The sequence below is a fragment of the Ruegeria sp. ABF4_144 genome, from assembly GCF_056160045.1.
On the sequence record NZ_JBSWWK010000001.1, the window covers coordinates 529,128 to 552,126 of the forward strand.

General features: G+C 59.4%; 32 protein-coding genes. 18 read left to right on the top strand and 14 right to left on the bottom strand.

All coding sequences use genetic code 11. From position 1 onward, the window contains the following. The first annotated feature begins 12 nt into the window (after nucleotides 1-12). A complete protein-coding gene (locus ACXAGD_RS02745) occupies nucleotides 13-363 on the top strand; it encodes a hypothetical protein (RefSeq protein ID WP_475208343.1) in 351 nt (116 codons plus the stop codon). Nucleotides 364-482: 119 nt separating this feature from the next. On the opposite strand, the gene ACXAGD_RS02750 is transcribed toward ACXAGD_RS02745, so the two are convergent. Genes ACXAGD_RS02750 through cobD form a run of 4 tightly spaced genes read right to left on the bottom strand, consistent with a single transcriptional unit; the run spans nucleotide 483 to nucleotide 4,098 of the window. Next, the gene (locus tag ACXAGD_RS02750; protein WP_475208344.1) at nucleotides 483-1,031 is read right to left on the bottom strand and encodes a DUF4274 domain-containing protein; all 549 of its coding nucleotides are present in this window, start codon (nucleotides 1,029-1,031) and stop codon (nucleotides 483-485) included. A 10-nt stretch (nucleotides 1,032-1,041) separates the two neighbouring features. Beyond that, a complete protein-coding gene (locus tag ACXAGD_RS02755) occupies nucleotides 1,042-2,205 on the bottom strand; it encodes a lytic murein transglycosylase (RefSeq protein WP_475208345.1) in 1,164 nt (387 codons plus the stop codon). Nucleotides 2,206-2,215: 10 nt separating this feature from the next. Continuing rightward, nucleotides 2,216-3,136, bottom strand: a complete 921-nt coding sequence (gene cbiB / locus ACXAGD_RS02760) for an adenosylcobinamide-phosphate synthase CbiB (RefSeq protein WP_475208346.1) — start codon at nucleotides 3,134-3,136, stop codon at nucleotides 2,216-2,218. Next, nucleotides 3,133-4,098: a threonine-phosphate decarboxylase CobD gene (cobD, locus tag ACXAGD_RS02765; RefSeq protein ID WP_475208347.1), complete on the bottom strand. Its 966-nt coding sequence runs from the start codon at nucleotides 4,096-4,098 to the stop codon at nucleotides 3,133-3,135. Before cobD ends, cbiB begins: the two co-directional genes overlap by 4 nt. A 182-nt stretch (nucleotides 4,099-4,280) precedes the next feature. On the opposite strand from cobD, the gene ACXAGD_RS02770 reads away from it, so the two are divergent. Continuing rightward, nucleotides 4,281-4,643 (top strand): response regulator transcription factor, encoded by a 363-nt coding sequence (locus tag ACXAGD_RS02770; protein ID WP_475208348.1) that lies wholly within the window; start codon nucleotides 4,281-4,283, stop codon nucleotides 4,641-4,643. Here the strand turns inward: ACXAGD_RS02770 and ACXAGD_RS02775 are convergent. Next, nucleotides 4,625-5,614: a glutathione S-transferase family protein gene (locus ACXAGD_RS02775; protein WP_475208349.1), complete on the bottom strand. Its 990-nt coding sequence runs from the start codon at nucleotides 5,612-5,614 to the stop codon at nucleotides 4,625-4,627. The two genes, ACXAGD_RS02770 and ACXAGD_RS02775, sit on opposite strands and share 19 nt — an antisense overlap. A 214-nt stretch (nucleotides 5,615-5,828) precedes the next feature. Between ACXAGD_RS02775 and ACXAGD_RS02780 the strand changes: the two genes are divergently transcribed. Next, the gene (locus ACXAGD_RS02780) at nucleotides 5,829-6,182 is read left to right on the top strand and encodes a hypothetical protein (RefSeq protein WP_475208350.1); all 354 of its coding nucleotides are present in this window, start codon (nucleotides 5,829-5,831) and stop codon (nucleotides 6,180-6,182) included. Here ACXAGD_RS02780 and ACXAGD_RS02785 read toward each other — a convergent pair. Both ACXAGD_RS02785 and ACXAGD_RS02790 read right to left on the bottom strand, forming a co-directional pair. After that, nucleotides 6,179-6,706 (bottom strand): L,D-transpeptidase family protein, encoded by a 528-nt coding sequence (locus ACXAGD_RS02785; RefSeq protein ID WP_475208351.1) that lies wholly within the window; start codon nucleotides 6,704-6,706, stop codon nucleotides 6,179-6,181. The two genes, ACXAGD_RS02780 and ACXAGD_RS02785, sit on opposite strands and share 4 nt — an antisense overlap. 4 nt (nucleotides 6,707-6,710) lie before the next feature. Continuing rightward, the gene (locus tag ACXAGD_RS02790) at nucleotides 6,711-7,883 is read right to left on the bottom strand and encodes a MalY/PatB family protein (RefSeq protein WP_475208353.1); all 1,173 of its coding nucleotides are present in this window, start codon (nucleotides 7,881-7,883) and stop codon (nucleotides 6,711-6,713) included. A gap of 94 nt (nucleotides 7,884-7,977) precedes the next feature. Here ACXAGD_RS02790 and def (ACXAGD_RS02795) point away from each other — a divergent pair, with 94 nt between their 5' ends. From def (ACXAGD_RS02795) to speB, 6 genes are all read left to right on the top strand, one after another. Then, the gene (def, locus tag ACXAGD_RS02795; protein WP_475212473.1) at nucleotides 7,978-8,496 is read left to right on the top strand and encodes a peptide deformylase; all 519 of its coding nucleotides are present in this window, start codon (nucleotides 7,978-7,980) and stop codon (nucleotides 8,494-8,496) included. Further along, entirely contained in the window at nucleotides 8,493-8,987 is a 495-nt protein-coding gene (gene def, locus ACXAGD_RS02800; protein ID WP_170328333.1) for a peptide deformylase, read from the top strand. The genes def (ACXAGD_RS02795) and def (ACXAGD_RS02800) overlap by 4 nt, the downstream gene beginning before the upstream one ends. Nucleotides 8,988-8,989: 2 nt before the next feature. Beyond that, nucleotides 8,990-9,904, top strand: coding sequence for a methionyl-tRNA formyltransferase (gene fmt, locus ACXAGD_RS02805; RefSeq protein WP_475208354.1), 915 nt, complete (start codon nucleotides 8,990-8,992; stop codon nucleotides 9,902-9,904). Between the two features lie 5 nt (nucleotides 9,905-9,909). Continuing rightward, a complete protein-coding gene (locus ACXAGD_RS02810; RefSeq protein WP_475208355.1) occupies nucleotides 9,910-10,146 on the top strand; it encodes a hypothetical protein in 237 nt (78 codons plus the stop codon). Nucleotide 10,147: 1 nt separating this feature from the next. Further along, nucleotides 10,148-10,384 carry a GlsB/YeaQ/YmgE family stress response membrane protein gene (locus tag ACXAGD_RS02815; protein ID WP_170333744.1) on the top strand — a complete coding sequence of 79 codons (237 nt, stop codon included), beginning with the start codon at nucleotides 10,148-10,150 and terminating at the stop codon, nucleotides 10,382-10,384. 63 nt (nucleotides 10,385-10,447) lie between these two features. Further along, nucleotides 10,448-11,269: an agmatinase gene (gene speB, locus ACXAGD_RS02820; protein ID WP_475208356.1), complete on the top strand. Its 822-nt coding sequence runs from the start codon at nucleotides 10,448-10,450 to the stop codon at nucleotides 11,267-11,269. 2 nt (nucleotides 11,270-11,271) lie between these two features. Here speB and ACXAGD_RS02825 read toward each other — a convergent pair whose 3' ends face one another. The 7 genes from ACXAGD_RS02825 to ACXAGD_RS02855 form a co-directional block, all read right to left on the bottom strand. Next, nucleotides 11,272-11,874 carry a COG3904 family protein gene (locus ACXAGD_RS02825; RefSeq protein ID WP_475208357.1) on the bottom strand — a complete coding sequence of 201 codons (603 nt, stop codon included), beginning with the start codon at nucleotides 11,872-11,874 and terminating at the stop codon, nucleotides 11,272-11,274. 17 nt (nucleotides 11,875-11,891) lie between these two features. Beyond that, complete coding sequence (locus ACXAGD_RS02830; protein ID WP_475208358.1) at nucleotides 11,892-12,515, bottom strand: trimeric intracellular cation channel family protein; 624 nt, start codon at nucleotides 12,513-12,515, stop codon at nucleotides 11,892-11,894. Next, nucleotides 12,512-12,979: a ribonuclease HI gene (gene rnhA, locus ACXAGD_RS02835; protein ID WP_475208359.1), complete on the bottom strand. Its 468-nt coding sequence runs from the start codon at nucleotides 12,977-12,979 to the stop codon at nucleotides 12,512-12,514. Before rnhA ends, ACXAGD_RS02830 begins: the two co-directional genes overlap by 4 nt. Next, on the bottom strand, nucleotides 12,972-13,556 hold the full coding sequence (locus ACXAGD_RS02840) for a class I SAM-dependent DNA methyltransferase (protein ID WP_475208360.1): 585 nt from the start codon (nucleotides 13,554-13,556) through the stop codon (nucleotides 12,972-12,974). The genes rnhA and ACXAGD_RS02840 overlap by 8 nt, the downstream gene beginning before the upstream one ends. Beyond that, entirely contained in the window at nucleotides 13,553-14,005 is a 453-nt protein-coding gene (locus tag ACXAGD_RS02845; RefSeq protein ID WP_475208361.1) for a DUF3429 domain-containing protein, read from the bottom strand. Before ACXAGD_RS02845 ends, ACXAGD_RS02840 begins: the two co-directional genes overlap by 4 nt. Next, complete coding sequence (gene ispH, locus ACXAGD_RS02850) at nucleotides 14,002-14,952, bottom strand: 4-hydroxy-3-methylbut-2-enyl diphosphate reductase (RefSeq protein ID WP_475208362.1); 951 nt, start codon at nucleotides 14,950-14,952, stop codon at nucleotides 14,002-14,004. The genes ACXAGD_RS02845 and ispH overlap by 4 nt, the downstream gene beginning before the upstream one ends. Before the next feature lie 194 nt (nucleotides 14,953-15,146). After that, a complete protein-coding gene (locus tag ACXAGD_RS02855) occupies nucleotides 15,147-15,722 on the bottom strand; it encodes a LabA-like NYN domain-containing protein (protein ID WP_058283597.1) in 576 nt (191 codons plus the stop codon). A gap of 140 nt (nucleotides 15,723-15,862) precedes the next feature. On the opposite strand from ACXAGD_RS02855, the gene folK reads away from it, so the two are divergent. The 9 genes from folK to rnc all read left to right on the top strand — a co-directional run bounded on the left by folK (nucleotide 15,863) and on the right by rnc (nucleotide 22,952). Next, nucleotides 15,863-16,432, top strand: coding sequence for a 2-amino-4-hydroxy-6-hydroxymethyldihydropteridine diphosphokinase (gene folK / locus ACXAGD_RS02860; RefSeq protein WP_475208363.1), 570 nt, complete (start codon nucleotides 15,863-15,865; stop codon nucleotides 16,430-16,432). A gap of 94 nt (nucleotides 16,433-16,526) precedes the next feature. Then, nucleotides 16,527-16,880 (top strand): DNA-directed RNA polymerase subunit omega, encoded by a 354-nt coding sequence (gene rpoZ, locus ACXAGD_RS02865; RefSeq protein ID WP_170380450.1) that lies wholly within the window; start codon nucleotides 16,527-16,529, stop codon nucleotides 16,878-16,880. Nucleotides 16,881-16,906: 26 nt separating this feature from the next. After that, nucleotides 16,907-19,039, top strand: coding sequence for a RelA/SpoT family protein (locus ACXAGD_RS02870; protein ID WP_475208366.1), 2,133 nt, complete (start codon nucleotides 16,907-16,909; stop codon nucleotides 19,037-19,039). Nucleotides 19,040-19,055: 16 nt separating this feature from the next. Further along, on the top strand, nucleotides 19,056-19,754 hold the full coding sequence (locus ACXAGD_RS02875) for a DUF2062 domain-containing protein (protein WP_475208367.1): 699 nt from the start codon (nucleotides 19,056-19,058) through the stop codon (nucleotides 19,752-19,754). Further along, entirely contained in the window at nucleotides 19,747-20,496 is a 750-nt protein-coding gene (locus ACXAGD_RS02880) for a pyridoxine 5'-phosphate synthase (RefSeq protein WP_475208368.1), read from the top strand. The genes ACXAGD_RS02875 and ACXAGD_RS02880 overlap by 8 nt, the downstream gene beginning before the upstream one ends. Further along, the gene (locus ACXAGD_RS02885) at nucleotides 20,493-20,963 is read left to right on the top strand and encodes a hypothetical protein (RefSeq protein ID WP_475208369.1); all 471 of its coding nucleotides are present in this window, start codon (nucleotides 20,493-20,495) and stop codon (nucleotides 20,961-20,963) included. Before ACXAGD_RS02880 ends, ACXAGD_RS02885 begins: the two co-directional genes overlap by 4 nt. Then, complete coding sequence (acpS, locus tag ACXAGD_RS02890) at nucleotides 20,960-21,379, top strand: holo-ACP synthase (RefSeq protein WP_475208370.1); 420 nt, start codon at nucleotides 20,960-20,962, stop codon at nucleotides 21,377-21,379. Before ACXAGD_RS02885 ends, acpS begins: the two co-directional genes overlap by 4 nt. 56 nt (nucleotides 21,380-21,435) lie before the next feature. Next, nucleotides 21,436-22,275 carry a signal peptidase I gene (gene lepB, locus ACXAGD_RS02895; protein WP_475208371.1) on the top strand — a complete coding sequence of 280 codons (840 nt, stop codon included), beginning with the start codon at nucleotides 21,436-21,438 and terminating at the stop codon, nucleotides 22,273-22,275. Then, nucleotides 22,272-22,952: a ribonuclease III gene (gene rnc / locus ACXAGD_RS02900; RefSeq protein ID WP_475212475.1), complete on the top strand. Its 681-nt coding sequence runs from the start codon at nucleotides 22,272-22,274 to the stop codon at nucleotides 22,950-22,952. Before lepB ends, rnc begins: the two co-directional genes overlap by 4 nt. The last annotated feature ends 47 nt before the right edge of the window (nucleotides 22,953-22,999 follow it).

A 22,999-nucleotide genomic window follows, 5' to 3' on the forward strand; every position in this document is an offset into this window, starting at 1 on the left:
TAAGCTGGCCAAATGACCCGATATCTGATCCTCGCTCTGTTGACAGCAAGCCCAGCCATCGCCGCCGAATGGCCCACCAAACCCGGAGATGTGCCTCTGTCCCCCGAGGAACTAGACGCTCTGGCGGGCCAGACGTTCACCTTTTACGATGACGGCAAGGCCGCTTTCTCGGCTGGAGGCGCCTATTCCTATACATACGCCAGCGGAGACGCGGCCTTTGGCACGTACACTATCGCCGAGGACGGCAGCGTCTGCATCGCCTATCGCAACGGGTTCAGCCGGTGCGACTTGTATGTGCGCAGCGGCGAGAGGCTAATCCTGATTGATCAGAAAGGGGATCGGTATCCGGTGCGACCGGAGTGAGGGAAAGCAGTTTTAGTGAATTGCTGGATTGGATGTGAGCTTTGTTTCTACCAAGTTCACAATACTGCTTTTCGTTTAGATGCTCTGACTTAGGTTGAAACAGCTCGTTCATTCCAAAGCTATTTTGTAAGCTCGTACCCCTTGGATTTCATCCAGTAGTCAAGGGTTACAACGATCTTTCCATCTTCTGATCCGTACATCGACTCGCTGCCACGTGTGCCGGAGTAGGTCATAATCTCTTTGAGTGGCGTGTTTTTGAACGGTGGTGCGTCACCTTTCTCTTCCACCATTTTCATAACAAACGCAGGAACCTCAGCTATGGGTTTGAGTTCACCTGATTTGTATCTGTGCCAGTTTTTGAGGATGATTTTGCAGAGTGCGCCCTCATCATCATATTTAGCGGGGTCGTTGAAAACCTCGGTTAGCCAATAACCTCCACCTAGCACTCGAAAAACCTGGGCAGCGGTACCTTTGTCGCACGCGTCCTGTTCAAGTATCCAAGCAACCGCATCGTCTTGCCAATCGTAGTTCCAAGAGCTTGCGACCTGATGCCAAGTGTCAGGAGTCTGTCTCGTAAGCCAGTCCAGAATTTCCTCGGTTTTTCCGGCCGGAATGATCAGGTTGCTTGGGTCAGCCCACCAGAGATTGTAAGCGTCGAACAGGTTCATGAAATGATCCTCAGAGCTTGTTCAAGAGCGTTGCTGTCGGCCATGCATCCGCCGGCAGCCCAAGCCGCACCTGCTCTGCCTGAACCGCCGCGCGCGTTCCGGCCCCCAGAATGCCGTCGACCTTGCCTACGTCGTAGCCTTTGGCCTGAAGTTTGCTCTGCAACTGTTTCATCTGCGCCCCCGACAGGCCCTGTGCCGGGTTGCCGGCGTCATAAACCTGAGCACCCTCAAGCCGTGTGCCGAAATAGGCGGCGGTCAGGACATAGACAAAGCTTTGGTTCCATTCGAAATAGACGTCGAAATTCGGATAGGCCAGAAAGGCCGGACCGTTGTGTCCCTGTGGCAGGATCAGCGAGGCGGGCAGGTTAGCAAGCGATCCGCTGCGCGCCTGCACACCCATGGCTTGCCACTCGGACACCGGGCGTGGTTTTCCGGGGCCGGACAGAGACCAGTCCATTTGTGCGGGCACGGTGACCTCTTGCAGCCAAGGCTGACCGGGCTGCCAACCCAGATGCGACAGCATTTTAGCGCCCGACATCAAAGCATCCGGTGCTGAAGTTTTCAGCGAGACCTTGCCATCGCCATCCTCATCCACACCGTTTTCCAGAATATCGCGGGGCAACATCTGGACCATGCCGATCTCACCTGCCCATGCACCGGTGGTACGGGCGGGGTCGAAATTGCCCTGTTGGTACAGTTCAATCGCGGCGAAGATCTGTGGGCGGAACAGTTCGGGGCGGCGGCAGTCATGCGCCAAGGTCACCAGCGCGTTACGGGTGTTGAAGTCGCCCTGAAACGAACCGTAGTCAGTCTCGAACGCCCAAAAGGCCAATAGAACCCCTCGTGAGACGCCGTATTCGGCCTCGATCCTGTCGAACACCGCATCGTATTTTCGCGACATGGCCTGCCCGCGCTCGATCCGGTTTTGCGAGATCAGGTGGCGGGAAAAGTCGATGAACGGTTTCTGGAACACGCCCTGCGCTCGGTCGGCTTTCAGAACCGCTCCGTCCTGCTGCACGCCTTTGAAGAACGCGTTGACGGTGGACTTGTCGAACCCTTGCTGGACGGCCTCGGCCTTTAGTCCCTTAACGAAGGAATTGAATCCGCCGCCGCATTGGGCCAGAGCCGGCGAGGCGAACAGGGTGGCGGCAACAAGGCCAGAGAGAAAGCGCATGGAGGCTCCGTCAGAAAAGAAAGTTGAGCCCAACCCACACCGACACGAGGCCAAGCGCAAGCCCCCAGACCCTCCAAAGCATATCACATGCGCGAAAAACTTCCGGTGCACCGATTTCGCGCGGAGCATCGCCGTTGACCCAAGCTAGATCGCGGATCTGCCCGTCATAGCTGCGCGGACCGGCGAGAGCCACGTTTAGGGCGCGGGCCATTGCGGCCTCGGGCCAGCCGGCGTTGGGAGAAATATGGCGGCGCGCATCCGCGACCATCTCTGGCCAGCGCTTCCATTGACCTGACAGCGCCACGATTAACAAGCCGGTCAGGCGGGCAGGGATTAGGTTCAGCACATCGTCGAGACGCGCGGCGGCCCAGCCGAAATCGCGGTATTTTTCGGTGCGGTAACCGATCATGCTGTCTGCAGTGTTGATCGCCTTGTAGATTAGCAGGCCCGGCAACCCGGCGACCAGAAACCAGAAAGCAGGTGCAATGACCCCATCGCTGAGGTTTTCTGCGGCGCTTTCGATCGCCGATCGCGCCACTTGCGCCTCGGACATGTCACGCGTGTCGCGTGAGACGATCATAGCGACTTTAGCGCGCCCTTCGGTTACCGAAGCGCGCAGTCCTTCGCCCACTTCCCGCACATGTGTCACCAGAGATTTCTGAGCCAGCAGGATGGCGCAGATGATGATCTCTACCACGGGCCCCAGCAAGGCCAGAAGCCAACCAAGGATCAGCGCACCGCAAGTCAGTAGGACCACCACAGCGACCCCCTTCAGCTGCCGCTGCGCGCCGTGGTTCAGACGCTTATCCAGCCATCCGATGACATTGCCCATCATCACCGCAGGGTGTTTCACTCGCGACCACAGCCAATCCGGTTCACCCAACGCGGCGTCCAAACACATCGCGCAGACAAGCAGAAAGGCTGTGCTCACAGTGCGGCCTCCAACCTTTTCCATCCATCGGCTGGGGGCAGGCCCAGCCGCAAGTAGGTTTTGGAATAGGGGAAGATACGGCTCCAAATATGCGCTTTGGCCAGGCGGTTCTGCCAGTCGGAGGCGCTGTCAACTTCGTACAGGCGGAACAGGGTGGTGCCGCCCACAAGGGTCGCGCCCTTGGCGGTCATCAGATCGTCCAGCCGGGCGGTTTCAGAGGTCAGGCGCTCGCGGGTGGAATGTGCCCATTCGGCATCCTGCAGCGCACGCGTTCCGATCCGCAGGGCGGGGCCAGATACGGCCCAGGGACCGGTCAGATCGTTCAGCCGGGCGATAAGGTCGGGCTGGCCGATGGCAAAACCCAGCCGCAACCCGGCCAAGCCCCAGAATTTTCCAAAGCTCTTCAGCACAACCACGCCGGGCTGGGCGGCCAGATGGATCAGGGATGCTTCAGGTGTGACGTCGCAAAAGCTCTCGTCGATCACGGTCAGGGGGGCGTTCGCTTCTGCCTCGGTCCAGACCCGCCCGTCGGGGTTGTTGGGGTGCACGATGACGCGGGCCTCGGCCGGGGGGTTGGGCTGAACCGACCAGCCCTGCGCGGCAAAGGCAGCCGCGTGTTCGTTATAGGTGGGTGTCGTGATCTGCACCCGGCCTTGCGGGGCCAGCGCGGGAATGCGGGCAATCACGGCCGAGGCGCCGGGCGCGGGCAGGATCGCGGCACTTTCGGGGACGGACCAGAATTGGCGCGCGGCCTCAGTCAGCCGTTCAAATGCGCCGTGATCAGGCAATTCGGTCCAGTCCGAGGGAGACAGGCCTGAGACCTCATATGGGTGGGGGTTAATTCCGGTGGACAAGTCCATCCAATCCGCGCGGGCTCCGCCAAAATTGGCCATGGCTCCATCCAGCCCTCCGCCATGGTCGCGCGCAGCGCGCGGGTTCAAGTTTTCGGTATCGCTTGCCATGGGTTTCTCGCCGGAATCGCTCGTTTCGGCCTGCTTCAAGCGGATTTTTGCCGTTTATACAAGCAAATCCGCCTGTTCAGCGTCCCCAGATGGTGCCGTTAACACTTTGTTAAGGAATAAGCGTGATCACGATTTATGGGGGACGGCACCAGACACCACATCATGGGCCGAGGTTGTTGCGAATGAAAGTTCTGATTGTTGAGAGTAACCCCGACCTTGGTCGGGTCTGGAAAAGGCATCTCGAACGGCACGGCGCGGAGGTGACGCTGGTGCCGGGGCAAGAGGCGGCCATTCTTGCGCTCTATGGTCAGGACTTTGAAATCATTGTGCTGGATTTGGTTCTGGAAACCGGTAGCGCGCTGGCTGTGGCTGATTTCGCCAGCTACCGCCGCCCCGACGCGCGGGTGATCTTTGTCACCAACACCACCTTTTTCTCGGACGGGTCGATCTTTGCCCACAGTCCCAACGCCTGCGCCTATGTGCAAAGCGCAACGCCGCCAGAAGATCTGGCGGCGATGGTCGAACACTACGCGGCTGGCCGCTGATCACGACCATGAGGCTCCAGATAGTCCAGACCGGGGTTCACAGGTATGATCCGGTTCGGGTTAATCGTGTCGTGGCTGTAGTGATAGTGACGCACGATATGGGTCATGTTCACGGTCCGCGCGACGCCCGGCCATTGGTACAGCTCGCGGGTATAGGCCCATAGGTTCGGGTAATCGACCAGCCGCTGACGGTTGCACTTGAAGTGCAGGTGATAGACCGGGTCAAAGCGGATCAGGGTGGTGAACAGGCGCCAATCGGCTTCGGTCACGCGGTCACCCATCAGATAGCGGTTACTGGCAAGGCGGTCTTCGAGCCAGTCCAGCGTGTCGAACAGTGGACCCACGGCTGCGTCGTAGGCCTGCTGGGTTGTGGCAAAACCCGACTTGTAGACGCCGTTGTTGACGTCGGAATAGATGCGTTTGTTGACCTCTTCGATCTCGTCCCGCATCCCTTCGGGCCAGTAATCGTCAGTATTGCCGGTGATCCCGTCAAAAGCCGTATTGAACATACGGATGATTTCCGAGCTTTCATTGGACACGATGGTCGCTTGCCGTTTATCCCAAAGGATCGGCACGGTGACACGGCCCGAATAAGTGGGGTCGGCCTTTGTATAAATCTGATGTGCGAAATCGAGGCCATAGAGCGTATCCCCGGTCGCGCCGTTGTCATCCGTTTCGAACGTCCAGCCTTTGTCCAGCATATCCGGATGCACAACCGAGACCGAGATCAGGTCGCCCAGCCCCTTCAACTCGCGGAATATCAGTGTGCGGTGAGCCCAGGGGCAGGCGTGGCTGACATAGAGGTGATATCGGTCGGGTTCCGCCTGAAAACCGCCCTTGCCGGACGGCCCTGCGCTGCCATCCGCGGTCAACCAGTTGCGGAACTGCGCGGCGCTGCGCTTGAAAGCGCCGCCGGTGGATTTGGTGTCATACCAAGTGTCGTGCCATTTGCCGTCGACCAATAGGCCCATTGTGCATCCTCCGCTTGTGCGTTTTCGCAAACATAGGGCGTAGCACGCGGCCTTCCCACATCAGGCGCCGCGCATCTGGTCTGCATGGGTGCACAGGCCGGATCGAGATATCCGCGCAACAGATCGAATTCATGCCACGCTATGTGACCGTCTTCACTGGATTTTTACACTCAATGGCGCACAATAGAATCCGTTTTTCCGGGGGGAACTTATTATGACAACCTATGTTTCTAAGGAGATAAGCGCCGAATTGGATGCGGCGCGAATCGCAGGATTGAAAAAAGCCAGTCGCCTTCGAGTAGAGTTTGGCGACAATACCTTTAAAATTCTCAGATTGTGGAAGGATGGTTTTACGGTTGAGGCCGAAACCACGCCGCAACTGCGCGGGCTGGTCGATATCTATGACGGCGCGCGCCACCTGTACCAATGCCTGATCATCGCGGATGACGAGGAAGCGGGAGAGATGCGTTACGAATTCAAGCGCAGCACCGCAGCTAGCGACAAAGCTCCGCTAGATTTCTACCGCGCGCCGGACGCTCCGATCGCGCTGTTGGGGTATGAGGACTAGGGGCGGATTTCAACCACTGTGCCAGTGGCGGTCAAGCTCCAAAGCCGTGCCATCTCGGCATTTGAAAGGGCGATACAGCCCGCCGTCCAGTCTCCGGGCAGGGTCAGACCTGTGACGCCGTTGGGCTGCCCGTGAATGAAGATGTCTCCGCCCGGATTGAGGCCTTGACTTTGGGCGCGGTCGATATCTTCGGGCAAGGGGTAGTTGATCCCGAGTGAGAGGTGAAAAGCACTCTGCGGATTGCGCCGGTCGATCAGGAAGACCCCAATCGGGGTCTTGCCGTCACCTTCCTGCTGTTTGTCGCCTTCGGGTTCGAAACCCAGGGCCACATCCGCCTGCATGACAATCGCACCGTCCAGAGATGCGGTCAGTCGGCGGGCGGATTTCTCGATCAGTATATGGTCGACCTGCGTGGCTTCTGGGGCCATTGGCGGCGCGGGCGAGCGCGGGCCGTAGCGATGCCAACCAAACCACGCCACGCCAATCAGACAGATCAGCAGGACAATGCGTGCGATCCGCCGCATGGTCTTATTGCAAATCGGCAAACGCGTGTTTCAGGCGGGCGCAAGCCTCTTCCACCCGCGCACGTTGGGTGGCGAGGTTGAACCGTTCAAAGGTCTCACCACCCGGGCCGAATCCGGGGCCGGAGGAGGTGGCGATTTTGGCGTCTTCCCGCAGGCGGCGGACGAATTCGTCGTGATTCATGCCAGTGCCTGAGAAATCGACCCAAGCCAGATAGGTGGCCTGCAGTGGCATCGACCACAAGCCAGGGATTTCGGCGATGGTCGCGTCGAACAGTTTTCGGTTGCTGTCCAGATGGGCGATCTGTTCATCGACCCAGGCTGCACCTGCCGGAGAATAAGCGGCGGTGATCATGGCGACACCCAGCGCACTGGGGGCATAGTCCAGCGTGTGCAGGCGATACCGCATGGCCGCGCGCAGCTCGGGGTCGGGGATGATCATGTTGCCGGTGCGCTGACCTGCAATGTTGAAGGTCTTGGATGCCGCCGTCAGAGTCACCGTCCATGGCCGCGCATCAGGTGCGGCCACGTCCATCGGCACAAACTTGTGGCCGGGATAGACCAGATCGTGGTGAATCTCGTCCGAGACCAGGATCAACCCATTCCGCTCGGCAAATGCGGCCACGGCGCGCAGTTCGTCTGGGGTCCAAACCCGGCCTGAAGGGTTTTGCGGCGAACACCACAGCAACATCTTTTCCGTTCCGTCCAGCCGTGACTGTGCGTCCTCCAGATCGATGCCATAGCTGTCACCTTCGCGAACCAGCGGGCATTCGACCACGCGGCGGCCGGTTTTGTTCACCTTGTAAGCGAACTCATGATAGACGGGCGTGAAGATCACCACCCCGTCACCAGGTTCGGTCCAGACGTCCAGACACAGGGCAATCGCGTTGCCCAGCCCTTGCGAGGTCAGCGCCCAATCGGTGTCGATCTCCCAGTCGTGGCGGTTCTTCATCCACCACTGGACCGAGGCCAGATAATCGGGGTGGGTCCATGAATAGCCAAAAACGCCGTGATCGGCCGCTTCGCGCACCGCTTCGATCACGCAAGGCGCGGTGGCATAATCGGAATCGGCCGTCCACATGGCCAGCCCATCCTGCGGCGACACGCCGTACAGGTCTTCCATCTTGTCCCATTTGGAACTGTTGGTTCCGCGGCGGTCGGTCAGGTCGTTGAAAGTCATGTCTGCTCCGTCTGTTGGGGGGAAAGCTAGCCACAATTACAGCAGGCGCAAGGGGGGCGTTGCGGCGGGGGGCGGGATGGCCTACATCAAGCCCATGAAACGCAATATCCTGATCCATCCCGACCCCCGTCTGAAAAAGGTCTGTGCCCCGGTGGCCGACCTGTCGGACGAGCTGCGCAAACTGGCCGACGACATGCTGGAGACAATGTATGACGCCCCCGGTATTGGGCTGGCGGCACCGCAGATTGGCGTGCTGGATCGCCTGATCGTGATGGATTGCGTGAAGGAAGAAGGCGAGGCCCCGCGCCCGTTGATCATGTTCAACCCCGAGGTCATTGCGTCCTCGGAGGAAACCAACGTCTATGAGGAGGGCTGCCTGTCGATCCCTGAGCAATTCGCCGAAGTGACTCGGCCCAAAGTGGTTGACGTCACGTGGTTGGATCGAGACGGCAACCTGCAGCAGGAGACGTTTTATGGTCTCTGGGCCACCTGCGTTCAGCATGAGATCGACCACCTGAACGGCAAGCTGTTCATCGACTATCTCAAACCGCTGAAACGTCAGATGATCACCCGCAAAATGCAGAAGCTGAAACGCGAACAGGCCCGCGCATGACCGTTCGAACCTGCTTGCCGTGGCCCGACAAACGTCTGCGGACCAAGGCCGAGGACGTGGCCGAGATCACCGATGACATTCGCGCCATCTGGGACGACATGATCGACACGATGGAGGCGATGCCCGGCGTCGGCCTCGCGGGTCCACAGATTGGGGTGATGCTGCGTCTGGCGGTCGTGGATGGCTCGACCGAGCGGGGCAAGGCGGTGCGGTTAGCGAATCCCGAAATCCTGCACAGCTCGATTGAACTGCGCGAGCATGACGAGGCCAGCCCGAACCTGCCCGGCGTGTCCGCCAAGGTGAAGCGCCCGCGCGCGGTGACGGTGAAATTCCTGAACGAACAGGGCATGATCGACCGTCGCGATTTCGTGGGGATCGAGGCCACCAGCGTGCAGCATCAGATCGACCATCTGAATGGCAGGATGTATTTCGACCGGCTCAGCAAGGTGAAACGCGACATGCTACTGCGCAAAGCCAAGAAACAGGGGTGACCATGCGCGTTGTTTTCATGGGGACACCCGATTTCTCGGTTCCGGTGCTGGATGCGCTGGTTGAAGCCGGGCATGAAATAGCCGCTGTCTACTGCCAGCCTCCGCGCCCGGCGGGTCGGGGTAAGAAGGACCGCCCAACGCCGGTTCATGCCAGAGCCGAGGCCTTGGGCCTGACTGTCCGCCATCCGGTTTCGCTGAAATCCCCCGAGGAGCAGGCCGCGTTTGCCGACCTGAACGCTGATGTGGCAGTGGTTGTGGCGTATGGATTGTTGTTGCCGCAACCCATTCTGGATGCGCCCAACCACGGCTGTCTGAATATCCACGCAAGCCTGCTGCCGCGCTGGCGCGGGGCCGCGCCGATCCATCGTGCAATCATGGCGGGGGATGCGCAGACCGGTATCTGCATCATGCAGATGGAGGCCGGGCTGGACACCGGCCCCGTCCTGTTGCGAAAGGCCACCGATATCGGGCCGCAGGAAACCACGGTACAACTGCATGACCGGCTGGCGCCTATGGGGGCCGATCTGATCGTCGAGGCACTGGCCCGCCTATCAGACCTGACGCCCGAGCTGCAGCCCAAGGACGGCGTGACTTATGCCTCAAAAATCGACAAGGCCGAGGCGCGGGTGGACTGGTCTCGCCCGGCAGCGGAGGTTGATCGTCAGATCCGCGGCCTGTCACCTTTCCCTGGTGCCTGGACCGAGATTGCTGGCGACCGAGTCAAACTGCTGGCCTCGGTACTAACCGACGGGCAGGGTGCGCCGGGAGAGGTTCTGAACGACACACTCCGCGTGGCTTGTGGTGAAGGGGCAATTGACCTGTTGCGCCTGCAGCGGGCAGGAAAGGGAGCACAAGATGCGGAAACCTTCCTGCGGGGCTGGCCGGTAGCAGCCGGAACCCGCCTGAGTTCGGAGTAAGCCAGATGTTCATGGTCCTGATGGGCACCGTCGTGATTGCGGCTATCGTGGGCTACCTGTCCGAGAAAACCGGATTCACCCACAACGGTTACCTGCCCTCGATCATCATTTGCGTGGGCGGTGCGTTCCTGTTCTATTTTGTCCGCATCATGTTCGGCATCAGCTTTGGCCCGCCCGGATTGAACGCCGTAATCTCGTCCATCGGGGCGCTGATCATCGTGCCGACACATTGGAGGAAATAACGTGCCCGTCATCGCCCTGATCGTCATTGGCGCCGCCGCCGGGTTTCTGGCCACAAGGCTGATGCGGATCGAGGCCGACATCCCCACGACCATGCTAATCGGCATCGTGGGGGCGCTGGTGGGCGGCTTCCTTCTGCGCGCGTTGATAACTGTTGCGGGTTGGCTTTCGGGTTTTGTTGGCGCCGTGTTGGGTGCGTTGCTGGTTATCTGGATCTGGCAAACCTACCTGCGTCGCTAACCTCTTGACCTTCGGACAAGTTGACGGCCAGATCGCCGGAACGCTTTATCCGAAGGAAATACGATGCCCTACGATCTGAAATCCGGTGACGTCGCCCTGATGGGGGTGCCGCTGGACTTGCATTCTTCGTTCTTGCAGGGACCAGCCTTTGCGCCGGGCCGTATTCGTGAGGCGCTGCATTCCGGGGCAGCGAACCTGACGGCCGAGGATGGCACCGATCTAGGCGCGACTGACCGTTTCAAGGACACCGGCGATCTGGATGTGTTCGAGATGATGGGACAGGAACCCATCGACCGGATCGAAGCCGGGGCCGCTGATCGCATCGCCACCGGCGCGCGGTTGTTGTCGCTGGGCGGCGATCACTCGGTCGCCTATCCGCTGATCAAAGCCCACGCCGAGAAGTACGAAGGGCTGAACATCCTGCACATCGACTCGCATCCCGACCTTTATGACAGTCAGCAGATTGGTCCGCTGGGCCATGGCTGCCCCTTCGCGCGGGTGATGGAGACCTGCCAGATCAACCGACTGGTTCAGGTCGGCATCCGCACCATGAACAAGCACCAACAGGAGCAGGCCGATAAATTTGGGGTCGAGGTGATCGACATGCAAAGCTGGCGCCCTGAGCTTGAGATCAGCTTTGACGGCCCGGTCTACCTATCGCTGGACTTGGACGCGCTGGATCCGGCATTTGCGCCGGGCGTCTCGCATCACGAACCCGGCGGGCTCAGCACGCGTGAGGTGATCAACCTGATCCACCGGTTCAAAGGGCAACTGGTCGGCGCGGATATTGTTGAGTTGAACCCGCATCGCGACCCATACGGGATGACCGCGATGGTGGCGGCAAAATTCGTCAAGGAAATCGGCGGGCGGCTGCTGTCACGCTAAGGCTAGCGTTCGTCGCAGATAACGGATGATCCGAGGCGCGGTGCCCTGCCGGTGGTTAGATCGTATTGATCAGCCTCGGCGGCGGTCATCCAGTGCATCCCTTCGGCGGGCGCGGCGTCTAGGGTGTACCAATAGAACGCGTCCTCGACGCCGATATCTTCGTAATAGTCGAGGTAACGGTCATGCTCGGGGTCATCTTCCGGAATTTCGGTGGCGACGATGTTCCAGCCACCCCAGCTATGGACACCAACGCAAGCCCCAGGTTCCAGAACGCGCTTGTTGCCTGCTAAAAACAGGTCTGTTCCGCCCGAGGCGACCATTCCGTCCGAGGGAACGACCGTGTCAAACCCTTGTTCGTGCACGACGCGCGAAAACACGACATTGGCGTCATCATCGACCGAACCTTCGATGTATTGCAGTACAAGGGTTTTGATCTCTGGGTTCTGCCGAGTGACGTCCTGAAACGCGGTCAGAGTCGTGTGATCAATAGTGCCGACCACGATAATCTCATCTCCCTGCGCCTCAAAACGAACCGGGTCGTATTGTTCCGCGCAAGCACTCAGCAACGCGAAACCAGTCGCGACAAAAACGGACGATTTCTTCATTTGGAACGCGACCTTTCTTAATTTCTCGGCGGGCGACTTTTGTACACAGGGAGCCGCCAGCCAAATAGCAGCGACCCGGCCCGCAATGCCCAGCAGATCAGCGCGCAGGCGGCAAGGGCGACGAGCTCTTCGAATCCAAGACGGTCTGCCATGACTGCGGTTAAAGCCCCCGTAAATGCGCAGGAGACATACAGCTCGCCCTGCTTCAAAACCAGAGGCACTTCGTTGCAGACCACATCGCGCATCAATCCGCCGAGACAACCCGTGGAAATGCCCATCAGCACAACAATCACGCCCGATTGGCCCAGCGACAGCGCAGCGCCCGTCCCGGCAGCGACTGCGATGGACAAGGCGAAACTGTCCAGCCAGACCAGCCAGTTGTAGCGGCTTTCGACCAAATGGGCGGTAAAGAATACCAGAACCGCTGCGGCGACGGCGATTAGGATATAATCGGGTTGTCCGACCCAGAAGACCGGGTGGCGGTTCAACAGAAGGTCTCGAACCGTGCCGCCGCCCACCGCCGTCAGGCAGGCTATGAAGGCAAACCCGACCAGATCCAGCTGCGCCCGGCTGGCCACCAGAGCTCCGGTCAATGCAAAAACCAGAACTGAGGCGTAGTCCAGCAGGGCAAGCCCGCTCACGTCTGCGCCTTTTTCGGCTTGTAGGGGGCCATGCCCGCGCGGGCGAGCTCATCAGCTTTTTCGTTTTCGGGGTGGCCGGCGTGGCCCTTAACCCACTCCCAGGTCACATCGTGACAGGTCTGTGCCTCATCCAGCCGTTGCCACAGATCGACATTTTTAACTGGCTTTTTGTTCGAGGTTTTCCAGCCGTTCCGCTTCCACCCGAAAATCCAGCCAGTGACGCCGTTTTTCACATAGGCACTATCGGTGACCACGGTGATCTTCGACGAGCGCTCCAGCGTTTCCAGAGCGCTGATCGCGGCCAGCAGTTCCATGCGGTTGTTGGTGGTCTCGGCCTCGCCGCCCTTCAACTCGCGCTCTTTCAGGACTTTGTCGCCGTCGACCGCGCGTAACAACACGCCCCAGCCGCCGGGGCCGGGATTGCCCGAACAAGCTCCGTCGGTATAGGCAAAAAGCTCAGGCATGGGCCAGCACCAGAATGAAACCGTCATAGGAACCGGCCAGACCCGAACCCATACCGGTGGTGACCCGGTCGATTGTGAAACCAGCCTGATCCAATGCCTCTTCAATCTCGGTCTGCGAGAAATAGGTGTAGTAGCGATCCAGGTCGTCGCGATGTTCACCCGTGCCCAGTTTTAGGCCGAGGAAAAAGACACCCTCAGGCTTCAGTGCTCGGTGGATCGCGGCCAGATGCCGTGGGAAATCTGAGCGGGGGGCGTGCAGCAGGGAAAAGCTGGCGTAAATGCCGTCATACTCAGCCTCTTCCGTTACATCGTCAAAGGTGCCCAAATGCGCATCTACACCGTTTTCACGTGCGTGCTCGACAAAGGCCGGGGTTGCGTCCAGCGCCCGTACGGTCAGACCCTCGCGCATGAAGAACCCGCTGTCTGATCCGGGGCCCGCGCCCAGATCCAGAACATACCCGGCGCCGACGGCTTCGGCAAAAGCCATGCGAGCTTCGATCTGTTCCGGGGGCAAAGGGATCTGAAGATAATCTGCCACGCGCGTCGTGTAGGCGTTGATCGTTCTTTTGTCGGTCACAGGTAAACTCCTACAGCAAGGCAGGCCAGTACGATGGCGGTCAGCGTCACACGCAGCCGTAGCCACCAAGTTGGGGTCAGGCGCCAATAGGCAAAGAGGGCATCCAGAACCAGCACCCCGGCAAACCCGTACATCAGGTTGGTGCCGGCACCGACCGGACCACCGCCGGTTTTGAAGAACGCCCACAGCGCGGGTAGAACCGACAGCAGATAGCAGGTCGCAGCCTTGCTGCCCGAGGTCTTGGTGGCAAATCCCCACAGGACACCCGACATAAAACTGAGGATCACAGAGCCGTAGAATAACTGCACATAGGGGCCTACGAAGCGCGACCCAAAAGTCTGTGTGCCCCAGGTGTGCAAATCATCGTTCAGATACGTCAGTGCGCCCCAGATAAACGGAATCAACCCGGCCAGCCCCAGGATCAGCGGAGCCCTTGGAACGCCCCTCATGCGGGTTGCCTCAGAACGCGGGGGACCTTGAATTCGACGTTCTCGACGGCAGTTTCGACCAACTCGACAGTGACGTCGTAATGGTCGCGGAAGGCGTCGATCACCTCGTTGACCAGCACTTCGGGGGCCGACGCGCCTGCGGTGATGGCAACGGACGAGATACCCTCTAGCGCCCGCCAGTCGATATCGGTCGAGCGCTGCACCAACTGCGCATAGTTGCACCCGGCACGCGAGGCAACCTCGACCAGTCGGCGCGAGTTTGACGAGTTCGGCGCACCGACCACCAGCAGGGCGTCCGATTTCGGGGCCACGGCCTTGACGGCCTCTTGTCGATTAGTCGTGGCGTAGCAGATGTCTTCCTTGTGCGGGCCAACGATGGCGGGGAAACGCACCTCGAGTGCGGCAACTATATCCTTGGTGTCATCCACCGACAGGGTGGTCTGGGTGACATAGGCCAGTTTGTCCGGATTGCGCACCTGCACGGTCCCCACATCTTCGACGGTTTCGACCAGCAGAACCTCTCCATCCGGCAACTGACCCATGGTTCCGATCGTCTCGGGGTGGCCCTTGTGGCCGATCATGATCATCTGCAGTCCGGCGTCAGCATGGCGTTGGGCCTCGACATGCACCTTAGAGACCAACGGGCAGGTGGCGTCGACATAGATCATCTCGCGCTGCGTAGCTGTGGCCGGAACGGATTTCGGTACGCCGTGGGCAGAGAAAATCACCGGGCGGTCATCGGGGCATTCGTCCAGTTCCTCGACAAACACGGCACCTTGCGCGCGCAGCCCGTCGACGACGAATTTGTTGTGCACGATCTCGTGGCGCACATAAACCGGGGCACCCCACTTCTGCAGCGCCATTTCAACGATCTTGATGGCCCGGTCCACACCGGCGCAAAAGCCACGCGGAGCGGCAAGGTAAAGGGTCAGGGGTGGCTTGGTCATGTCGCGGTCTCCATAGGCCACAGGTAAGTCTTTTCCTGGCCCTGGTCCAGACGCCACATTGTCATTTGACTGACATGAATCGGTGCTAGCCAGAGGGCGTTTTCAGCACTTGTTCTTAGTTAAAAAAGCGCGGTCAGGTTTTCATACCCTGACCGCGCCTGTTTCTTTCCCCCGGTTTGATGAGTGGTCGGGGTTTATTGTCCGCCGGCAGCCGCAACGCTGCGCGGTTCCATCGGCATTTCACGCGGAGGCCGCCCGATCACGTCGCGCAGGTCTTCCAGTTCGATGAAGTTGTCGGCCTGGCGGCGCAGCTCGTCCGAAATCATCGGCGGCTGGCTGCGGATGGTCGACACCACCGACACGCGCACGCCCTGACGCTGCAGGCTGGCAATCAGCGGGCGGAAATCCCCATCGCCCGAGAACAGCACGATATGATCTACGCGCGGGGCCAGTTCCATGGCGTCGACGGTCAATTCGATATCCATGTTTCCTTTGACTTTCCGACGCCCCATGCTGTCGGTGTATTCTTTTGCCGGTTTCGTCACCATGGTGAAGCCGTTGTAATGCAGCCAGTCAACCAGGGGACGGATCGGCGAATACTCGTCATTTTCCAGTAGCGCTGTGTAGTAGAAAGCACGAAGCATTTTGCCGCGGCGCATGAACTCCTGGCGCAGCAATTTGTAGTCGATATCAAACCCCAGTGCTTTTGCGGCTGCATAAAGATTCGAGCCGTCGATGAACAGCGCTAGCCGTTCGTCTTTATAAAACATAAATAGATCCTTCCGGTACAAACCAGCAACACCGGGTGTTAGGTGAGTGAGCTAGAAAAAATGCGGCGTGCTGACAGTACCATAATTAGGGCATTTGATGTGTATCGCAAGCATGCAATTCGCCGAATATAGGGAGTCTAATGAGCAATTTTATGTCAGAAGCGGTGATTGCACTGGGTGGAAATCTCAGTTTGAGAGAATTAGAACCCAAGGTGACACTTAAAAAGGGAATTGACGCGATATTGCGTCATGGGGTGGTGATTCGCGCCGTTAGCCGCTTTTTCGAAACCCCGTGTTTCCCGACTGGTGCAGGCCCGGATTACGTGAATGCAGCCGCCCTGATCGAGACCGACAAAACCCCGGACGAACTGTTGCAGGTGCTGCATGAGGTCGAGCATGAATTCGGCCGCGAGAGGGTACAGCGCTGGGGGATGCGCACGCTGGATCTGGATCTGGTTTGCTATCGCGACCTTATCCTTCCGGATCGTGCGGTGTACGACCAATGGCTGGCTCTACCGCCCGAGGCGCAGACGCTGCAAACCCCGGATCAACTGATCCTGCCGCATCCGCGATTGCAGGATCGCGCCTTTGTGCTGGTTCCGATGGCGGATGTGGCCCCAGACTGGCGCCATCCGGTGCTGGGTCGAACCGTCACCGACATGCTGGCCGAGCTGCCTGCCGAGGATATTGCGGCGGTGACGCCTCTGTGAATGATGCATTTGCGGCATTTCTTGCTTGTCAAGGCGGGGATTCGCGCTTAGATAAACGTCTTCCTGACATGGATTCAGTAGTGGAGAGCGCCCCATGGCCCGCGTGACGGTTGAAGATTGCGTAGACAAGGTTCCGAACCGGTTCGAACTGGTGATGCTTGCCGCCCATCGTGCGCGCGAGATCTCTGCCGGTGGTCCGATCACGGTGGACCGTGACAATGACAAGAACCCTGTTGTGTCGCTGCGCGAGATCGCGGACGAGACCCAGAGCGCCGACGAACTGCGCGAGCGTCTGATCGAAGCCAACCAGACCCAGATCGAGGTCGATGAGCCCGAAGAAGACCAGATGGCTCTGCTGATGGGTGCGGAATCGGACAAGCCGGCCGAGGATGACATGTCGGAAGAGAAGCTTCTGCGCGCTCTGATGGAGGCTCAAGGCCAGGGGTAATTCCCAAAGACGAAGGTGCGGACCGGATGATTTCTGCAGACGACCTGATTGCGCTGGTCCGCAACTACAACCCCAAAACCAATGCTGACCGCATCGCCCGGGCCTATGAGTTCGGGCAACAGATGCATGAGGGTCAGTTCCGCCATTCCGGCGAACCCTATTTCACGCACCCCGTTGCCGTTGCCGCCATCCTGACCGAACAGCGTCTGGATGATGCGACCATTATCACGGCACTTTTGCACGACACGATCGAAGACACCAAGGCCAACTACAGCAAGGTGGCCGAGCTGTTTGGGGATGAGGTCGCCAAGCTGGTCGATGGCGTCACCAAGCTGACCAACCTGCAGCTTTCCAGCCGTGAGACGAAGCAGGCCGAAAACTTCCGCAAGCTGTTCATGGCTATGTCCAAGGACCTGCGGGTCATTCTGGTCAAACTGGCTGACCGTCTGCACAACATGCGGACGATCAAGGCGATGCGGCCTGAAAAGCAGATCGTCAAAGCTCGTGAAACCATGGATATCTACGCGCCGCTTGCAGGCCGGATGGGTATGCAATGGATGCGCGAAGAACTGGAAGACCTCGCCTTCCGCGTTCTGAACCCCGAAGGCCGTCAGTCGATCATCCGCCGTTTCATCACGCTGCAGCGTGAAACAGGAGACGTGATTCATCGCATTACCGGCGACATGCGGCATGAACTGGAAAAGGCCGGGATCGAGGCCGAGGTCTTTGGCCGCGCCAAGAAGCCCTATTCAATCTGGCGCAAGATGCAGGAAAAGGATCAGGGCTTTTCACGCCTGTCCGACATCTATGGCTTCCGCATCATCACCCAGACCGAGGAAGACTGCTATCGCACGTTGGGCGCAATTCACCAGCGCTGGCGCGCAGTGCCGGGGCGGTTCAAGGATTACATCAGCCAGCCGAAATCGAACGGCTATCGCTCGATCCACACCACCGTCTCGGGGCGTGACGGCAAACGGGTCGAGGTTCAGATACGCACCCGCCAGATGCATGATGTTGCCGAAACCGGCGTTGCTGCGCATTGGTCGTACCGCGACGGTGTGCGTTCGGAAAACCCGTTCGCGGTCGATCCGGCCAAGTGGATTGCCAACCTGACCGAGCAGTTCGACAGCGAGGACGACCACGAGGATTTCCTCGAAGCCGTCAAGCTCGAGATGTATTCGGATCAGGTGTTCTGCTTCACCCCCAAGGGGGATGTTGTGAAGCTGCCCCGTGGCGCAACGCCAATTGACTTCGCCTACGCCATCCACACTCGCATCGGTCACGCGTGCGTCGGGGCCAAAGTCGACGGCATCCGTGTGCCGCTGTGGACCCGGATCAAGAATGGGCAATCGGTGGATATCATCACCGCTGACGGCCAAACCCCGCAGGTCACATGGCTTGAAATCGCTGTCACCGGCAAGGCCCGTACATCCATCCGCCGCGCCCTGCGCGAGGTGGACCGCGAGCGGTTCATCAAGCTGGGCAAAGAATTGGCGCGATCGGGATTTGATCACGTCGGTCGCAAGGCTACGGACAAGGCGCTGGACACCGCCGCCAAGCACTTGCGTCTGAAAGACCGGCACGAGTTGCTGGCCCGCCTAGGCAGCGCTGAACTGACCGCGCATGAGGTGGTTAGCGCGGTTTACCCAGAACTAACACAGGACGAGGGCGACGCGATTTCCCCGCGCCGTGCGGTAATCGGCTTGGAGCCGGGGCAAAAGTTTGATCGTGCGCCCTGCTGCCAGCCTCTGCCGGGGGAACGCATCGTCGGCATTACGTTTCGCGGTAAGGGCGTGGTTGTTCATGCAATCGACTGTGACCGTCTGTCCGAGTACGAAAGCGAACCTGACCGCTGGGTCGATCTGCACTGGCATTCAGGCACCCACCCGGCAGCTTATGGCGTTACACTGGATTTGACCATCGGCAATGACGCTGGGGTACTGGGGCGTATTTGCACATTGATCGGCGAGAAAAAGGCCAATATCTCGAACCTGGAATTCGTTGATCGCAAACCGGATTTTTACCGTCTGCTGATCAGTGTCGAGCTGCGAGACCTTGAACAGCTGCATTCGCTTATGTTGATGCTTGAGGCTGAAAGCGACGTTGCTGCGGTTGAACGGCATCGGGATCGGGAAAAAACCGCCGTTGCGGCTGGCTGAGAAGGGGTGATCAGGAGTGGTTTTCAAGCGCCGAGATCGACGCTCGCCCATTCGGATTGCTTCGGAGTTTGTCTATCCGCGCGGCGGCTGGACCCGCGCCTTTCATTACGTCAAACACCGTATCCGGCGGTTGCCGGATTCACCTGAACGTATCGCGCGTGGTGTCGGGGCGGGTGTGTTTACCGCCTTCACGCCTTTTTACGGGTTCCATTTCGTTATCGCGGCCCTGATCAGCCGCCTCATCAACGGCAACTTGCTGGCATCGCTCAGCGGTACGTTTTTCGGAAACCCACTGACCTATGTACCCATTGGGGTTGTCTGCCTTCAAACCGGGAACTACCTGCTGGGCGACGATTTCGACGAAGGCGAAACCCACGGCCTGATGGATAGCTTTTTCAAGGCGTTGAGCGACCTGAAGAACAACTTCATGGCTTTGTTCACCGACCGCGTTGCCGATTGGCGTGGCCTCGCGGTGTTCTACGACGAGGTGTTTTTTCCTTATCTGATAGGGGGCATCTTGCCAGGGCTTCTGGCGGGGGTCATTTGCTACTATCTCAGCCTGCCGGTGGTTCGCACCTACCAACAGCGCCGCCGCGCCCGGATCAAGGCGAAGTTCGAGGAAATCAAACGGTTGGCCGAATCCAAGCTGGCCGCACCTGTTGCAAACCCTGTAGGCTCGGACCGGAATTCGGAAAAGGAAATAAGCGATGTCTGACAACCACCTGCGTTTGGGTGTGAATATCGATCACGTGGCCACGGTGCGTAACGCCCGCGGCGGTGCCTATCCAGATCCGTTACGCGCCGCCAAATTGGCCGAAGAGGCCGGGGCAGACGGTATCACCGCCCATCTGCGTGAGGACCGTCGCCATATCTCGGACGCCGATATCGACGGGTTGATGGCGGTGCTGTCGGTTCCGCTAAACTTTGAAATGGCGGCCACGCTGGAGATGCAGCAGATCGCTTTGCGCCACAAACCGCACGCTGTCTGCATCGTCCCCGAAAAGCGTGAGGAACGCACCACCGAAGGCGGGCTTGAGGTCGCGCGCGAGGAAAACAAGCTGGCCCATTACATCGCGCCGCTTCGTAACGCAGGCTGCCGTGTGTCCATCTTCATCGCCGCCGATCAACGCCAGATCGAAGCTGCCCACCGCATCGGAGCCGAGGTGATTGAGCTGCACACCGGTGCCTATTGCGACGCCCATGCCGAAGGCCGCACGGACGAGGCCGCGCGCGAGCTTGAAGGCCTGCGTGAAATGTCCGCCTATGCACATTCACTGGGGCTCGAGGTGCACGCCGGCCATGGCCTAACTTACGACACGGTGAAACCCATTGCAGCCTTTCCCGAGGTGCGTGAGCTGAATATCGGCCACTTTTTGATCGGCGAGTCGATCTTTCGCGGCCTCACCCCGGCCATTGCCGAGATGCGCCGCCTGATGGACGAGGCGCGGGCACAATGACACGAGAGATTCCTGCCCCCCCGACAGAAGCCACTGTAAAGCTTGACCACGTCACTTACGTTGGTCTTGTCTTTGCCGTTTTGGTGGTCTTTTCCATCGTCAGGCGCATGGTCGACTTTGATCTGCCTTTCCCCCTCATGCCCATGAGTTTTGCGCTTGTTGTGTCGGCGTTCATATATGGGGTTTCGGCCGGCCGGAGCGGTAAGCACTGCGACCCTTCGTTCAAAAGTTGGGTCATGGCCAGAAAGATGGTTTTGACCGGGCTTGGTATCGTTCTGACGCTCTTCCTGTTTCAGGTCTTCGTGTTGGGTCTTTGGACGATTATGTCCGACAGCACAGTGCTGATACGCTATGCCGTCCAGATCCTTGTTGTCGGTTTGATCTCATTCGTTTTGTGCCGATACGCCTTCATGCTTGGCGTCAAAAGGGGCTTTGCGATGTATCTGAAAAAGAACCAAAGCGCATGATCCTCGGAATCGGCACGGACCTTGCCAATATCGACCGCATTCAAGGCACGCTTGATCGGTTCGGCGACCGGTTCCGAAATCGTGTCTTCACTGACATAGAACAGCGTAAGGCCGAACGCCGTGCCGACACGGCGGGCACCTACGCCAAGCGTTGGGCCGCGAAAGAGGCGTGCTCCAAGGCGCTGGGCACTGGTCTGCGCATGGGCATCGCGTGGAAGGACATGGCGGTCACCAACCTACGTACCGGCCAGCCGGTCATGCATGTCACCGGCTGGGCGGCCGAGCGTCTGAAAGAGATGACGCCTGAAGGGCACGACGCGATTATCCACGTCACCCTGACCGACGACCACCCCTGGGCGCAGGCCTTCGTGGTGATCGAAGCGCGGCCTGTTCAAGATCAGGGCGCGCAGCCTTGACTTGCCCCCTTTGGCCCCGCATGTAGCACCCAACAACGCAAGGACCGGAGAGCATTATGGCCGAGGACGTGAAAACCGGAAATCCCGTGTGGGAGACGATCAAAACTATCGTCTATGCCCTGCTGATCGCGGGCGTTTTCCGCACTCTGTTCTTTCAGCCGTTCTGGATCCCCTCTGGGTCGATGAAGCAGACCCTGCTGATCGGAGATTTCCTGTTCGTCAACAAGATGGCCTATGGCTACTCTTACGCTTCGTGCCCCAGCCTGATCATTCCTCGCGTCGGTCTGGATATCGACGCCGAGGACATCTGTGGCTGGATGCAGGGGGACGAAAACACCCGCTTTCTCGGTGGAGACCCGGTGCGCGGCGACGTAATCGTCTTTCGCCACCCTGCCACCGGGCGCGACTATATCAAACGCCTGATCGGTATGCCGGGTGACCGGATCCAGATCCGCGAAGGTCAGATCATCCTGAACGGCACCCCGGTTCCGCAAGAACCCGATGGCGTTTTCACCGAAACGGCAGCGCCACAAGGTCCGCAACGTCTGCGTCCGCGCTGCGAAAACGGACCGGTGGGCGTTGGCGGTGCATGCGAAAAATCCCGTTCGATCGAAACCCTGCCGAATGGGGTCACTTACGATGTGCTGAACATCGGCAATCAGGCGTCCGACAACACCGGCATTTATACCGTGCCCGAAGGCCACTATTTCTTCATGGGCGACAATCGGGATAATTCCAGCGATAGCCGCTTGCCGCTCTCTGCGGGTGGTGTTGGCTATGTGCCCTATGAAAACCTGATTGGTCGGGCCGACCGGATCATGTTCTCGTCTGCAGGCCGTTCAATGCTGTTCTTCTGGACATGGCGCAGCGACCGGTTCTTCAAGGCGGTCAATTGAAACTCTCGGCCGATATAAAAGCGTTTCAGCAGCGATTGGGGTATGAATTCGCCACCCCTGAACTTCTGGTGCGCGCGTTGACGCACGGGTCAGTTTCGTCGTCCACCCGGCCTGACAACCAACGGCTCGAGTTTCTGGGTGATCGGGTACTCGGCCTTGTCATGGCCACCGCGCTGCTTGAGGCCGACAAGAACGCGTCCGAAGGGCAGCTCGCCCCCCGTTTCAATGCGCTGGTACGCAAAGAGGCCTGCGCCGACGTCGCTCGTCAGATCGATCTGGGCGCTGTGTTGAAACTGGGCCGGTCCGAGATGCTGTCCGGCGGTCGACGTAAACAGGCCCTGCTGGGCGACGCGATGGAGGCCGTCATCGCCGCGATCTACCGCGATGCCGGGTTTGAGGCCGCGCGTGACGTGATCCTGGCGCTTTGGGGTGACCGTATCCACAAGGTCGAGGCCGATGCCCGTGACGCCAAAACCTCGCTTCAGGAGTGGGCGCAGGCCCGGGGCCAGAAGCCGCCCAGCTATGTTGAGGTCAAGCGCAGCGGCCCGGACCACGCCCCAGTTTTTACCATCGCCGCCCGCCTGCAGGACGGAACAGAGGCGCAAGCCACCGCAGGATCAAAACGTCAGGCCGAACAAGCTGCGGCCAAGGCTTTGCTTGAAAGCCTGCCGAAGTAACAGCCCCGGTTCTCCACGGGATCTTCTTAATCTGGCCGAAAGTGTCC